This is a genomic window from Sphingomonas sp. CL5.1 (assembly GCF_013344685.1).
Lineage (GTDB): Bacteria > Pseudomonadota > Alphaproteobacteria > Sphingomonadales > Sphingomonadaceae > Sphingomonas.
The window spans coordinates 1,107,638-1,120,954 of sequence record NZ_CP050137.1 but is presented as its reverse complement, the minus strand read 5'-3'; the positions used below and the strand labels follow the sequence as shown (position 1 = coordinate 1,120,954).

Sequence of the window (13,317 nt, the reverse complement as noted above, 5' to 3'; positions counted from 1 at the left end):
CGCGTTATTGCGGGCCGGGGCCGCCGCGGCCGGGCATGAAGCGGTAGGTGATCCGCCCCTTGGTCAGGTCATAGGGGGTCAGCTCGACCAGCACCTCGTCCCCGACCAGCACGCGGATGCGGTTCTTGCGCATCTTGCCGGCGGTATGGCCGAGGATCTCGTGGTCGTTCTCAAGACGGACACGGAACATCGCATTGGGCAGCAGCTCGACCACCTGGCCGCGCATTTCGAGGAGTTCTTCTTTCGCCAAACAACTGTCTTTCGGGATTGGAGGGCGCGCGCGCCCTTAGCGGAAAGCGGCTGCCTTGGGAAGCATTGGACAGAAAAGCCCGCCCGGAACCGATCCGGGCGGGATAGTATAATCGACGCGGCGTGTCAGCCCGCGACGTGCCCGGCCAGCGCGGCGAGCAGTAGCAGCGCCACGATGTTGGTGATCTTGATCATCGGGTTCACCGCCGGGCCGGCGGTGTCCTTATAGGGATCGCCCACCGTGTCGCCGGTGACGGCGGCCTTGTGCGCTTCCGATCCCTTGCCGCCGTAATGGCCGTCCTCGATATATTTCTTGGCATTGTCCCACGCGCCGCCGCCGCTGGTCATCGACAGCGCGACGAACAGGCCGGAGACGATCACACCGAGCAGCATCGCGCCCAGCGCCGCGAAGCCGGCCGCCTGATCCTCCACGCCGCTGACGACGAAATAGAGCACGATCGGCGACAGCACCGGCAGCAGCGAGGGCACGATCATCTCGCGGATCGCGGCGCGGGTGACGAGATCGACGGTGCGGCCGTAGTTCGGGCGGCTGGTGCCTTCCATGATACCGGGATTGTCGCGGAACTGGCCGCGCACCTCCTCGACGACCGCGCCGGCCGCGCGGCCCACCGCCGTCATGCCGAACGCGCCGAACAGATAGGGGAGCAGCGCCCCCAGCAGCAGCCCGACGATGACATAGGGGTTGGACAGGCTGAAATCGACCTGAATGTTGGGGAAATAGGTCTGCAGATCAGTGGTATAGGCGCCGAACAGCACCAGCGCGGCGAGGCCGGCGGAGCCGATCGCATAGCCCTTGGTGACGGCCTTGGTGGTGTTGCCCACCGCGTCGAGCGCGTCGGTCTTGTGGCGCACGTCGTCGGGCAGGCCGGCCATCTCCGCGATGCCGCCGGCATTGTCGGTGACCGGGCCGTAGGCGTCGAGCGCCACCACCATGCCGGCCAGCGCCAGCATCGAGGTCGCGGCGAAGGCGATGCCGATCACGCCGGCGAGCTTGTATGCCGCGATCACCGCGACGACGATCACCAGCGTCGGCAGCGCGGTCGCCTCCAGGCTGACGGCGAGGCCCTGGATGACGTTGGTGCCGTGCCCCGTTTCGGAGGCGCGCGCGATCGACTTCACCGGGCGATAGTTGGTGCCGGTGTAATATTCGGTGATCCACACGATCAGCGCCGTCACCGCGAGGCCGATCAGCATGCACCAGAACAGGTCCATGCCGGTGAATCCCCCGCCGGCGACCACCGGCGCGGCATTGGTGGCGAGATCGCCGCCCAGCGCGTCGCCGGACTGATCGAGGAAGCCGGGCGCGCCGATCACGGCGTTGAGATCGCCCAGCGTATATCTCGTGACGAGATAGATCGCCGGGATCGAGAGCACGGCGGCGGTGCCGAAGCCCTTGTAGAGCGCGCCCATGATCGAGCCGCCGCTGAGCCGCACCATATAGGTGCCGATGATCGAGGTGACGATGCACACGCCGCCGACGATCAGCGGCAGCGACATCAGCTTCATCAATTCGGCCGCGTCCGCCTGCACGAGCAAGGCGATCGACACCATCGTCACGCCAAGCGTCACGACATAGGTTTCGAACAGATCGGCCGCCATGCCGGCGCAGTCGCCGACATTGTCGCCGACGTTATCCGCGATCACCGCCGGGTTGCGGGGGTCGTCCTCGGGGATGCCGGCCTCGACCTTGCCGACGAGGTCCGCGCCGACGTCAGCCGCCTTGGTGAAGATGCCGCCGCCGAGACGCGCGAAGATCGAGATCAGCGACGCGCCGAAGGCCAGCGCCGTCAGCGATTCGACGATCACCCGGTCGTTCGGCGCATGGCCGCCCGGCCCGGTGAGGTACCAGAAGAAGGAAGCGATCGCGAGCAGCCCAAGCCCCGCGACCAGCATGCCCGTCACCGCGCCGGAGCGGAACGCCAGCGTCAGGCCGCCCTGCAGCGAGCCGCGTGCCGCTTCCGCGGTGCGCACGTTGGCGCGCACCGAGATGTTCATGCCGACGAAGCCGGCGACACCCGACAGGATCGCGCCGATGATGAAGCCGATCGTGGAGGTGAGGCCGAGCGTGACGGCGATGATGACGGCGACGATCACGCCGACGATGGCGATGGTGGTGTATTGCCGCGCCAGATAGGCTTTCGCGCCTTCCTGGATGGCGGCGGCGATATCCTGCATGCGTTCGTTGCCGGGCGAGGCGCGGAGCACCTGCCGGCTGGTCACGAAGCCATAGACCACGGCCAGCAGGCCGCAGAGGATGGCGATTTGGACTGTCGTCATCGCATTCCTTCCCCTATTTTCTCGTTCCGCGCCCAAGGCTTTTGCCCCCGAACGAACACGGATCGGGTGAAGGCGTATAGGGCGCCCGCGCTGTGCGCAAGCCGCGCCGCGTCAGGCGCGATGCTCGAAGCCTAGCCGGGGCGGCAGCGGCACGGCGCGATCGCCCTCCGTCAGCGACAGGCCGCTGCCCTCCGCGAACGCCCCGACGCATGTCGCCGGCACGGGGGGCGGGGAGTCCGGCGCGGCGGCGAACAGGAGCTGATAGTCGTCGCCGGCGGTCGCGGCGGCAAGCGCGTCGCCGCCGGTCGCACGATACTCGGCGGAGAGCGGCACGCGGGCGAGGTCGATCGTCACCGCGCAGCCGCTCGCCGCCGCCATCCGCCACGCGTCGATCAGCAGGCCGTCCGACACGTCCATCATCGCATGGACGTGCGCCGCGAGCAGCCGCCCCTCCGCGACGCGCGGGCGCGGGCGGCGATAGGCGGCGAGCAACGCGACCGGCCCGTCCGCTCCACGCGCGATGGCAAGGCCCGCGCCCGCATCGCCGATCGTCCCGGTCACCCACAACCGGTCCCCCGGCAACGCGCCGCCGCGCGTCGGGGCGGCCGCGTCCGCCCCGATCGCGGTGAGCGTGAGCACGCGCGCCGCGCCCTCGGGCAGCGATACCGTATCCCCGCCGATCAGCGGGCAATCGAGCGCCGCCAGCGCGGTCGCCAGCCCGGCGAGGAAGGCGCGGTCCCACTTGTTCTCGCCCAGCGGATAGTTGAGCAGCACGCCCTCCGGCCGCGCGCCCTTGGCGGCGAGATCGGAGAGGTTGGTCGCGACGAGCTTCCACGCGACGTCCTCGGGCGGATCGGTGGCGAGGAAATGCACGCCCTCGACCAGGGTATCGGTGGTGAGGACGTAATCGCCGAGCCGCGCGGCGTCGTCGGCCAGCCCGAGCGCGCCGGGATGAAGCGGCAGGCGGCGCAGCGCGGCGATGAACTCGGCTTCGATCATGGGCCGCTGTCTAGCGCGATACTTAACCATTGTCCCCCGCCGCGACTTTCGTGCAACAAGGCGCGCCATGACGAACACCAGCGACGTCCTCATCGTCGGTTCCGGCGCCGCCGGGCTGACCGCCGCGCTCAACCTCGCCGACCGCTTCAGGGTGACGGTGCTGGCGAAGGGCGCGCTCAACGAAGGCTCGACCGCCTGGGCGCAGGGCGGCATCGCCGCCGTGCTGGAGCCGGGCGACACCTTCGAGAGCCATATCGAGGACACGATGATCGCGGGCGCGGGCCTCAATGACCGCGCCACCGTGGAGTTCGTGGTCGAGAACGCCCCCGCCGCGATCCACCGGCTACAGGCGCTGGGCGTGCCGTTCGCCACCGAAGGCGATGCACTGCACCTCACCCGCGAAGGCGGCCATTCGCATCGCCGCATCGTCCATGTCGCCGACGCGACCGGCTGGGCGGTGCAGGAGGCGCTGCAACGCGCCGCCGAGAAGCATCCCAACATCACGCTCGTCCCCGATCAGGTGGCGATCGATCTCGCCACCAGCCGGCACGAGGAGCGCTATTCCGGCGCGGGCGACGTGTGGGGCGTCTATGCGGTCGACCGGCGCACGGGCGGCGTGAACCTGTTCACCGCGCGCGCGACGATCCTCGCGACCGGCGGGGCGGGGCGCACCTATCTCTTCTCCACCGCGCCGCGCGGCGCGACGGGGGACGGGATCGCGATGGCGTGGCGCGCGGGATGCCGCATCTCGAACATGGAGTTCATGCAGTTCCACCCGACCTGCCTCTACAATCTGGAGGTCAAGAACTTCCTCATCACGGAGGCGGTGCGCGGCGAGGGCGGGCAGCTCAAAATCCCCGAGTCCGGCCACCGCTTCATGCCCGATTTCGATCCGCGCGCGGAGCTTGCCCCGCGCGATATCGTGGCGCGCGCGATCGACCATGAGATCAAGCGGCTCGGCCTGGATTACGTCCATCTCGACATCAGCCACATGCCGGCCGATTTCGTGCGCGGGCATTTCCCGAACATCTACGAGAAGCTGATCGGCCTCGGCATCGACATGACGAAACAGCCGATCCCCGTCGTGCCGGCGCAGCATTACACCTGCGGCGGGATCGTCATCGACCGCGACGGGCGCACCGACCTGCCGAACCTTTATGCGGCGGGCGAATGCACCCAGTCCGGCCTGCACGGCGCGAACCGGCTGGCGTCGAACTCGCTGCTCGAATGTTTCGTGTTCGGCGAGGCGGCGGCGAAGCATATCGCCGCCAATTGGGACGCGTTCGGGCCGGTGCCGGAAATCCGCGCCTGGGACGAGAGCCGCGTCACCGATTCCGACGAGGAAGTGGTCATCAAGCAGAACTGGACGGAAATCCGCCGTTTCATGTGGAATTACGTCGGCATCGTGCGCACCACCAAGCGGCTGGAGCGCGCCGCGCACCGCATCAAGCTGCTGACCGACGAGGTGGGCGACTATTACGGCCATTTCCGCGTCACGCCGGACCTGATCGAGCTGCGCAACCTGCTCCAGACCGCCGATCTGATCGTGCGCTCCGCGCTCCAGCGGCACGAGAGCCGGGGGCTGCATTACACGCTCGACTGGCCCGAAACCCTGCCCCGGGCGGTCGACACGATTCTCGTTCCGTGAATCTGTCGCGCCTCAGGCGCGGTTCATCGCGATTGTGCCAAGCCGCTGTTTTCTTTCGGCGTCGGGATCGGGTTTAACCTGATCCTCGGGTCGGGTGGGCAAGATCGAGGCATGACGGGTTCGCGTATCGCGTGGTTGATGGCGGGTTTCGGAACGCTGGCGCTGGCCGCCTGCGGCTCCGGATCGCGGCCGGGCACCTCCAGCGCCGCGCCGGCCGCCACCTATGTCGGCGCGCCCGCCTATGTCGTCTCGCTGCCGGTGCCCAAGGTGATGCGGCGACCCCGTATCGAGGCGCCGCGCGCTTTGGTCGAGCAGGTCGACGCGCTGGTGCGCGACTTCCCCGGCATTGCCGGCATCGCGATCCGCGCGGTCGACGAGGGCTGGACGGTGGAGAGCGGCGGCCGCCGCCGGATGCCGCAGCAGAGCGTGAGCAAATTGTGGGTCGCGATGACCGTGCTGGACCAGCGCGATGCCGGCCGGATCAGGCTCGACGATCCGGTGACGCTCTATCCCGCCGACCTCACCCTGTTCCACCAGCCGATCGCCGCGCTGGTCAAGCCCTCGGGCTATCACACGACGGTGGGCGCGCTCCTCACCCGCGCGCTGACGCATAGCGACAATACCGCCAACGACCGCCTGCTCACGCTGGTCGGCGGCCCCGCCGCGGTGCGCTCGTTCATCGAGCGCAAGCAGCTCGGCGACATCCGCTTCGGCCCCGGCGAGCGGCTGCTCCAGGCACGCACGGCGGGGCTGACGTGGCAGCAGAGCTATTCGCTCGGCAACGGCTTCGAGATCGCCCGCTCGCGCCTCTCGCCGGAGGTGCGCGCGGCGGCGCTCGAAGCCTATATCGCCGATCCGCCCGACGGCGCCGCACCGCTCGCCATCGCCGACGCGCTGGCGCGGCTGGCGCGCGGCGAACTGCTGTCGGAAACCTCGACGCGCTTCCTGCTCACCACGATGGGGTCCACCGTCACCGGGCGCGCGCGGCTGAAGGCGGCGCTGCCGCCGGGCTGGTCGCTGGAGCACAAGACCGGCACCGGGCAGGAGCTGGGCCGCCGCAACGCCGGCTTCAACGACGTCGGCCTGCTCACCGCGCCCGACGGGCGGCGCTATGCCATCGCGGTGATGATCGGCGACACGATGCGCCCGATGCGCGACCGGCAATTGCTGATCCAGGCCGCCGCCAGCGCGCTGACCGGCCATCGCGCCGACCCGCGCGCGCTCGCCTCGACCGAGGACGACGCGCCGGGAAGCTGATGCGATGCCCGCCATGATGCGATAGAATCGCATTTTGCGCCGGCCCCTCGCGCGAGACATTCCCAAACAAGCCACAAGCGGGATTGGTCCCGCGCACGATCCGGGCTATCCCGCCGCCATGCCGCATCTCTATCTCGTCGATGGCTCGGGCTATATCTTTCGCGCCTATCACGTCCTGCCCAAGCTCACCAACCAGCACGGCGAGCCGGCTGGCGCGGTCTATGGCTATACGACGATGCTGTGGAAGCTCGCCAAGGAGCTGCACGAGGCGGACGGGCCGACGCACCTCGCGGTGATCCTCGACGCATCGGAACATACCTTCCGCAACGAGATGTACGACAAGTACAAGGCGCAGCGCCCGCCCGCGCCGGAAGACCTCGTCCCCCAGTTCCCGATGATCCGCGACGCGACGCGCGCCTTCTCGCTGCCCTGCATCGAGGAGCGCGGGTGGGAGGCGGACGACCTGATCGCCTCTTATGCCAAGGCGGCGCTGGCGCAGGGCTGGCAGGTGACGATCATCAGCTCGGACAAAGACCTGATGCAGCTCCTTACCGAGCCGGGCATCGACATGCTCGACACGATGCGCGACCGGCGGATGGGGCCGGAAGCGGTGGTCGAGAAGTTCGGCGTCGGGCCGGACAAATTGGGCGAGGTGCTGGCGCTGATGGGCGACAGCGTCGACAATGTCCCCGGCGTCCCCGGCGTCGGCCCCAAGACCGCTGCGAAGCTCATCACCGAATATGGCGACGTGGAGGCCGTGTTGGCCGCCGCGCCGGGGATGAAGCCGGGCAAGCTGCGCGAGAATCTCATCGCGCACGCCGAGATGGCTCGGCTAAGCCGCCGGCTGGTCGAGCTGGCGAGCGACGTGCCGCTGCCGCACCCGCTGGAGGAGATGGAGCTGAACGGCATCCCGGAGGCGCCGCTGCACGCCTTCCTGGAGCATCACGGCTTCAAGTCGCTGCTCGCCAAGCTGGGGCAGGTGGCCGACGCGCCGCAGCCCGCGCCCTCCCCCGCCGTGGTGCTGGAGGAAGACCCGCCGTGCGACCATGACACCTATGAGACGGTGTCGGACGAGGCGGCGCTGGACCGCTGGATCGCGGCGGCGCGGCATCAGGGCCATGTCGCGATCGACACCGAGACGACAGCGAAAGACCCGATGCTGGCCGAGCTGGTCGGCGTCAGCATGGCGCTCGCCCCCAATCGCGCCTGCTACATCCCGCTCGCGCACGGCGGAACGGACATGTTCGCCGAGAAGCCGGTGCAGATCGGCCGCGACGTGGCGCTGGCGAAGCTGCGCCCGCTGCTCGAGGACCCCGGTGTGCTCAAGATCGGGCATAACCTGAAATACGACCTGATCGTGCTGGCGCGGTGCGGCGTGGATGTCGCGCCCTATGACGATTCGATCGTGATGAGCTTCGATCTCGATGCGGGGCTGCACGGGCACGGCATGGACGAACTGGCCGCGACGCACCTGTCGCATAGCTGCATCGCGTACAAGGACGTGGTCGGCACCGGCAAGAAGCAGCTCGGCTTCCACGAGGTCGATCTCAAGGCCGCCACGCGCTACGCCGCCGAGGACGCCGACGTGACGCTCAGGCTGTGGCGGCGCTTCCGCGCGCGGCTGCCGGCGGAGGGGGCGACGCGCATCTACCAGATGGTCGATCGCCCGCTGGTGCCGGTGATCGCGCGGATGGAGCGCCACGGCATCAAGGTCGATCGCGAGCGGCTGGCGCAATTGAGCCGCGGCTTCGATGCCGGGATCGCCACGCTGGAGACGACGATCCACGGCCTCGCCGGCGGCCCCTTCACGATCGGCAGCCCCAAGCAACTGGGCGACGTGCTGTTCGAGCGGCTGGGAATCAAGGGCGGACGCAAGGGCAAGTCCGGCGTCTATTCGACCGACGTGAACGAGTTGGAGCGGATCGCCGCCGACAAGGATTCGCCCGGCGCGGAGATCGCCGCGCGCGTGCTCGACTGGCGGCAGCTCAGCAAGCTCAAGAGCACCTATACCGATGCCTTGCAGGAGCAGATCCACCCGGAGACCGGCCGCGTCCACACCAGCTACAGCCTGACCGGCGCGCAAACCGGGCGACTCTCCTCGACCGACCCGAACCTCCAGAACATCCCGATCCGCACCGAGACCGGCCGCCAGATCCGCGACGCCTTCGTGGCGGAGCCGGGCAATGTCATCCTCGCCGCCGATTATTCGCAGATCGAATTGCGGCTCGCCGCGCACATGGCCGACGTGCCCGCGCTCAAGGAGGCGTTCGCGCGCGGCGACGACATCCACGCGATGACCGCGCGCGAATTGTTCGGCGAGCTGAGCCGCGACACCCGCGCGCGCGCCAAGACGATCAACTTCGCGATCCTCTACGGCATCAGCCGCTGGGGCCTCGCCGGGCGGCTCGACGTGTCGTCGGACGAGGCGCAGGCGATGATCGACCGCTATTTCGAGCGTTTCCCCGGCATCAACCGCTATATCGCCGAAACGCTGACCCATGTGCGCGAGCGCGGCTTCACCGAGACGCTGTTCGGTCGCAAGACGCACTTCCCGCGCATCAAATCCAAGGTGCAGCACGAGCGGCAGGGCGCGGAGCGCGCGGCGATCAACGCCCCGATCCAGGGTTCGTCCGCCGACATCATCAAGCGCGCGATGGCACGGATGGAGCCGGCGCTGGCCGAGGCGGGGCTTACCGCCACGCGGATGCTGCTCCAGGTGCACGATGAACTGGTGTTCGAGCTGCCGGCGAGTGAAGTGGACGCCGCGCGCCCCGTGATCGAGCGCGTCATGGCCAGCGCCGCCGAGCCGGTGGTGAAGCTCGACGTGCCGCTGGCGGTTGAGATCGGCGTCGGCGAAAGCTGGGGAGCGGCGCATTGACCACCGGCGAGCGTCCGGAGCGCCGATGGTGAGCGAAGCCTCCGAAGATATCGCTACGCTCGCCAAGGGCGGGCGCACCAATGTTGCGGGCTTCGTCCTGCGGCTGATGGCGCGCATCCCGTTCCTGTTCATCGCCGGGCGGCTCTACGGCCCGGATCTCGTCGGGCGCTTCGCCATCGCGGTGTTGGTGGTGGAGCTGGCCGCACTGGTCTCCACGCTTGGGCTGAAGCGCGGGCTGGCGCAGGCGCTGGCAACCACCGAGCGGCCGCACGTCCATGTCGTGTGGGACGCGATGGTACTCGGCGGCATCCTCAGCCTGTCTGCGAGCGCGGTTTTGTGGGCGTTCCCGGAGGTGATGTACCCCAACAGCTACGTCGCCGGGCTGGACCGCTATCTGCCACTCATCATCCTCGCCATCGCCTGGTCCGACATCAGCCTCGCCGCGCTCGCCTACCGCCTCAACGTGCGCGCGACGGTGACGGCGCGGGCGGTGGTGGAGCCGTGGACGATCTCGATCGCGGCGTGGATATTCTCCTTCTTCACCACGCGCGACGGCCTCGTCCTCGCCTATGTCGCCTCGATGCTCGCGGCGCTGACCGCGAGCCTCATTCCCTTCATCCGCAGCTACGGCCTGCCGCATGGCTGGTCGCCGCACCTGCGCGCTTTGTTCGCGCTCGCCCGCCGCAACGCGCCGCTCGCCGGGGCGGACGCGCTGGAATGGGGCACGCGCAATGTCGACCGCTTCATCCTCGGCCTGATGTTCGCGCCGAAGATCGTCGGCATCTATTACATGGCGCAGCAGGTCGCCTCGCTGCCGCAGAAGCTCAAGACCTCGTTTGACCCGATCCTCGGCCCGGTCATCACCCGCAACCTCGCCAGCGACAATCGCGCCGCCATCGCCGAGCAGGTGCGACAGGTGGCGTTCTGGATCATCGCCGCGCAGGGCGGGCTTGCGCTGATGGGCTCGATCCCCGGCGAGGCGGTGATGGGGATCGTCGGGCCGCAGTTCGTCGCCGGCACCGCCGCGCTCGCCTTCCTGCTCACCGCCGAGGTGCTCGCCTCGACCGGCGCGGTATGCGAATCCGCGCTGGTCTATATGGCGCGACACCGCAACCTGATGATCTCCGCCGCGATGCTGTCGTTCCAGGTGGTGCTGAGCTTCGCGCTGATCTTCGCGATGCGCGCGCTCGGCTGGCCGGTCGAATGGCAGGCGGCCGGGCCGGCGGTCGCGCTGATGCTCAGCCTCGCGCTGACCTCCGTCATCAAGGCGCGGGTGCTCGGCGGGCTGTTGCACGCATCCGTTTCCCCGCTGCGCTGGCCGCTGGTCTGGGCGGCGCTGGCGGCGATCATGGTGGGCGGCGCCTTCACGATGCTGCCGCACGATTATGAATGGGCGCAGGTGGTGATCGGCATCCCGGCGATCGCCGCGACCTATCTGTTCATCCTGTGGCGCTGGGCCTTCGGCACCGCCGACCGCGCCCTGTTCAGCAAGATGCCGCGCGCCGACGAGGCGACGCTGCCCAACGTCGGCGCGGTGACCCGCTAGATCGGAACGCCCCCGAAACAGCCCCGGTTTGATGCGGGTCAAGCAAAGGCTTGACGGCGCGCAAAGCCACTTCTTGCCGCTCGCGCCACATCGGCGCCAGCAAGCAAGGAGACGCAAGATGAAGGGAATGATCGGCCTGGGCCTGCTGGCCGGCGCATTGCTCGCCACGCCCGCCGTGGCGCAGGACCGTCAGGGGATCGCGGCCGGCGACGTGCTGGTGCGGCTGCGCGCGATCGTCGTCGCGCCGAACGAGAAATCGGGCGGCATCACCCCAACCTTTCCCGGCGAGAAGGTGAAGCTGGACGACGCGGTGATGCCCGAGGTCGACGTCACCTATATGGCGACCGACCATATCGGTTTCGAGCTGATCGCCTCCACCACCAAGCACAATGCCTCGGGCACCAGCGGCACGACCGGCGGGATCGGCAAGCTCGCCTCCACCTGGGTGTTGCCGCCGACGCTGACCGCGCAATATCACTTCAATCCGAAGGGGACGGTGCGGCCCTATGTCGGCGCGGGCATCAACTATACGATCTTCTGGAACGAGAAGGCGTCGGACGGCCTGCAAGCGGCCGTCGGCAAGACGAAGGTGGGAATGAGCGACAGCGTCGGCTGGGCGGCGCAGGCGGGCGTCGACGTGGACGTATCGCGCCGGATGTTCGTCAACCTCGACGTCAAATATATCGACATGCGCACCACCGCGCGGCTCGACACCGCCGCGATCGGCACGCAGCGCGTGCGCGTCGATATCAATCCGCTGGTGTTCGGCGCGGGCGTCGGCGTCCGCTTCTGACCGGCGACCGCCCCGCGCTCTCATGGAATGCGGGGCGGGGACGCCTCAGTGGCGGAAGTGGCGCATCCCGGTGAAGATCATCGCGAGGCCGGCCTCATCGGCTGCCGCGATCACCTCGGCGTCGCGGATCGAGCCGCCCGGCTGGATCACCGCCGTCGCCCCCGCCTCCACCGCCGCGAGCAGGCCGTCCGCGAACGGGAAGAAAGCATCCGACGCCACCGCCGAGCCGATCGTGCGCGGCTCGGCCCAGCCCGCCTTCTCCGCCGCGTCCTTCGCCTTCCACGCGGCGATGCGCGCGGATTCGAGGCGGTTCATCTGCCCGGCGCCGACACCCGCCGTGCTGCCATCTTTGGCATAGACGATCGCGTTCGACTTCACATGCTTGGCGACCGTCCAGGCGAAGCGGCAGTCGGCCAGTTCCCGCGCGGTCGGCTGGCGCTTCGTCACCACCTTGAGCATGTCGTCGGTCAGCACGCCATTGTCGCGCGACTGGACCAGCCAGCCGCCGGTGATCGACCTGGCCGTCATCCCAGCCCGCGCCGGATCGGGAAGCTGGCCGGTGAGCAGCAGCCGCAGGTTCTTCTTCGCGGCGAACAGCGCGATCGCCTCCTCGTCCGCGTCGGGCGCGACCACCACCTCGGTGAAGATGCCGGTGATCGCCTTCGCCGTCGCGGCGTCTAGCGTGCGGTTGAGCGCGATGATCCCGCCGAACGCCGACACCGTGTCGCAGGCGAAGGCCGCCTCATAGGCCTCCGCCAGCGTCGCCCCGCTCGCCACGCCGCAGGGATTGGCGTGCTTGACGATCACGCAGGTCGGCGCGGCGTCGCGGAACTCGCTCACCAGCTCCAGCGCGGCGTCGGCGTCGTTGAGGTTGTTGTAGCTCAGTTCCTTGCCCTGCACCTGCCGCGCCTGGCCGATGCCGGGGGTGGAGGGGCCGGCATGGTTGTAGAAAGCGGCCTGCTGATGCGGATTCTCGCCATAGCGCAGCACAATGGGGGACTGGAGGATGAACGGCAGCGTCGCCGGGAATTGCTGCTGCTGGTCGGCGAATCCGAACCAGCTCGCGATCATGGCGTCATAGGTCGCGGTCGCGGCGAAGGCCTTGGCGGCGAGCCGCTTGCGCTCGGCAAGATCGGTCTCGCCCCTCGCCACCATTTCATAATCCGCCGGATCGGTGACGATCGCGACATAGGCATGGTTCTTCGCCGCCGAGCGCACCATCGAGGGGCCGCCGATATCGATATTCTCGATGATCTCGTCGCGCGCCGCGCCTTTCGCGACCGTCTGGGCGAAGGGATAGAGGTTCACCACCACCAGATCGATCGCGCCGATCGCGTGCTCGGCCATCGCGGCGGCATGGGCGGGGTCGTCGCGCACCGCCAGCAGCCCGCCGTGGACCATCGGGTGAAGCGTCTTGACGCGCCCGTCCATCATCTCGGGAAAGCCCGTGAGGTCGGACACGTCGCGCACCTCCAGCCCCGCATCGCGCAACGCCTTTGCCGTGCCGCCGGTCGAGACCAGCTCCACGCCGCGTCCGGCCAGCGTGCGGGCGAGATCGATCACCCCGGTCTTGTCGGAAACGGAAAGGAGCGCGCGCTTGATCGGGATCGTCGTCATGTCGGCCTTGCGAAACTGGGGAGGACTCGCCG

At 68.8% G+C, this 13,317-nt stretch carries 9 protein-coding genes; 5 read left to right on the top strand and 4 right to left on the bottom strand.

What is annotated here, in order from left to right; translation table 11 throughout:
* Positions 1-4: 4 nt before the first annotated feature.
* From infA to thiL, 3 genes are all read right to left on the bottom strand, one after another.
* Positions 5-250, bottom strand: coding sequence for a translation initiation factor IF-1 (gene infA, locus F9288_RS05650; RefSeq protein ID WP_026325702.1), 246 nt, complete (start codon positions 248-250; stop codon positions 5-7).
* Between the two features lie 125 nt (positions 251-375).
* Entirely contained in the window at positions 376-2,547 is a 2,172-nt protein-coding gene (locus tag F9288_RS05645; RefSeq protein WP_174835736.1) for a sodium-translocating pyrophosphatase, read from the bottom strand.
* Positions 2,548-2,658: 111 nt separating this feature from the next.
* Positions 2,659-3,546 carry a thiamine-phosphate kinase gene (thiL, locus tag F9288_RS05640; RefSeq protein WP_174835735.1) on the bottom strand — a complete coding sequence of 296 codons (888 nt, stop codon included), beginning with the start codon at positions 3,544-3,546 and terminating at the stop codon, positions 2,659-2,661.
* Positions 3,547-3,613: 67 nt separating this feature from the next.
* On the opposite strand from thiL, the gene nadB reads away from it, so the two are divergent.
* From nadB to F9288_RS05615, 5 genes are all read left to right on the top strand, one after another.
* Positions 3,614-5,194 carry an L-aspartate oxidase gene (gene nadB, locus F9288_RS05635; RefSeq protein WP_174835734.1) on the top strand — a complete coding sequence of 527 codons (1,581 nt, stop codon included), beginning with the start codon at positions 3,614-3,616 and terminating at the stop codon, positions 5,192-5,194.
* A 111-nt stretch (positions 5,195-5,305) separates the two neighbouring features.
* Entirely contained in the window at positions 5,306-6,451 is a 1,146-nt protein-coding gene (locus tag F9288_RS05630) for a serine hydrolase (RefSeq protein WP_174835733.1), read from the top strand.
* Positions 6,452-6,569: 118 nt separating this feature from the next.
* Positions 6,570-9,329, top strand: a complete 2,760-nt coding sequence (gene polA / locus F9288_RS05625) for a DNA polymerase I (protein WP_174838888.1) — start codon at positions 6,570-6,572, stop codon at positions 9,327-9,329.
* Between the two features lie 25 nt (positions 9,330-9,354).
* Complete coding sequence (locus F9288_RS05620) at positions 9,355-10,875, top strand: lipopolysaccharide biosynthesis protein (protein WP_174835732.1); 1,521 nt, start codon at positions 9,355-9,357, stop codon at positions 10,873-10,875.
* 118 nt (positions 10,876-10,993) lie between these two features.
* The gene (locus F9288_RS05615; protein ID WP_174835731.1) at positions 10,994-11,668 is read left to right on the top strand and encodes an OmpW family protein; all 675 of its coding nucleotides are present in this window, start codon (positions 10,994-10,996) and stop codon (positions 11,666-11,668) included.
* A gap of 45 nt (positions 11,669-11,713) precedes the next feature.
* Here the strand turns inward: F9288_RS05615 and purH are convergent, their stop codons facing one another.
* On the bottom strand, positions 11,714-13,285 hold the full coding sequence (gene purH / locus F9288_RS05610; protein WP_174835730.1) for a bifunctional phosphoribosylaminoimidazolecarboxamide formyltransferase/IMP cyclohydrolase: 1,572 nt from the start codon (positions 13,283-13,285) through the stop codon (positions 11,714-11,716).
* Between the last annotated feature and the right edge of the window lie 32 nt (positions 13,286-13,317).

Bases quoted from the DNA above. Each gene is read 5' to 3' on its own strand.
- thiL (WP_174835735.1), bottom strand. From the start codon at position 3,546: ATGATCGAAGCCGAGTTCATCGCCGCGCTGCGCCGCCTGCCGCTTCAT.
- F9288_RS05615 (WP_174835731.1), top strand. From the start codon at position 10,994: ATGAAGGGAATGATCGGCCTGGGCCTGCTGGCCGGCGCATTGCTCGCC.
- F9288_RS05620 (WP_174835732.1), top strand. From the start codon at position 9,355: ATGGTGAGCGAAGCCTCCGAAGATATCGCTACGCTCGCCAAGGGCGGG.
- polA (WP_174838888.1), top strand. From the start codon at position 6,570: ATGCCGCATCTCTATCTCGTCGATGGCTCGGGCTATATCTTTCGCGCC.
- F9288_RS05645 (WP_174835736.1), bottom strand. From the start codon at position 2,547: ATGACGACAGTCCAAATCGCCATCCTCTGCGGCCTGCTGGCCGTGGTC.
- nadB (WP_174835734.1), top strand. From the start codon at position 3,614: ATGACGAACACCAGCGACGTCCTCATCGTCGGTTCCGGCGCCGCCGGG.
- F9288_RS05630 (WP_174835733.1), top strand. From the start codon at position 5,306: ATGACGGGTTCGCGTATCGCGTGGTTGATGGCGGGTTTCGGAACGCTG.
- purH (WP_174835730.1), bottom strand. From the start codon at position 13,285: ATGACGACGATCCCGATCAAGCGCGCGCTCCTTTCCGTTTCCGACAAG.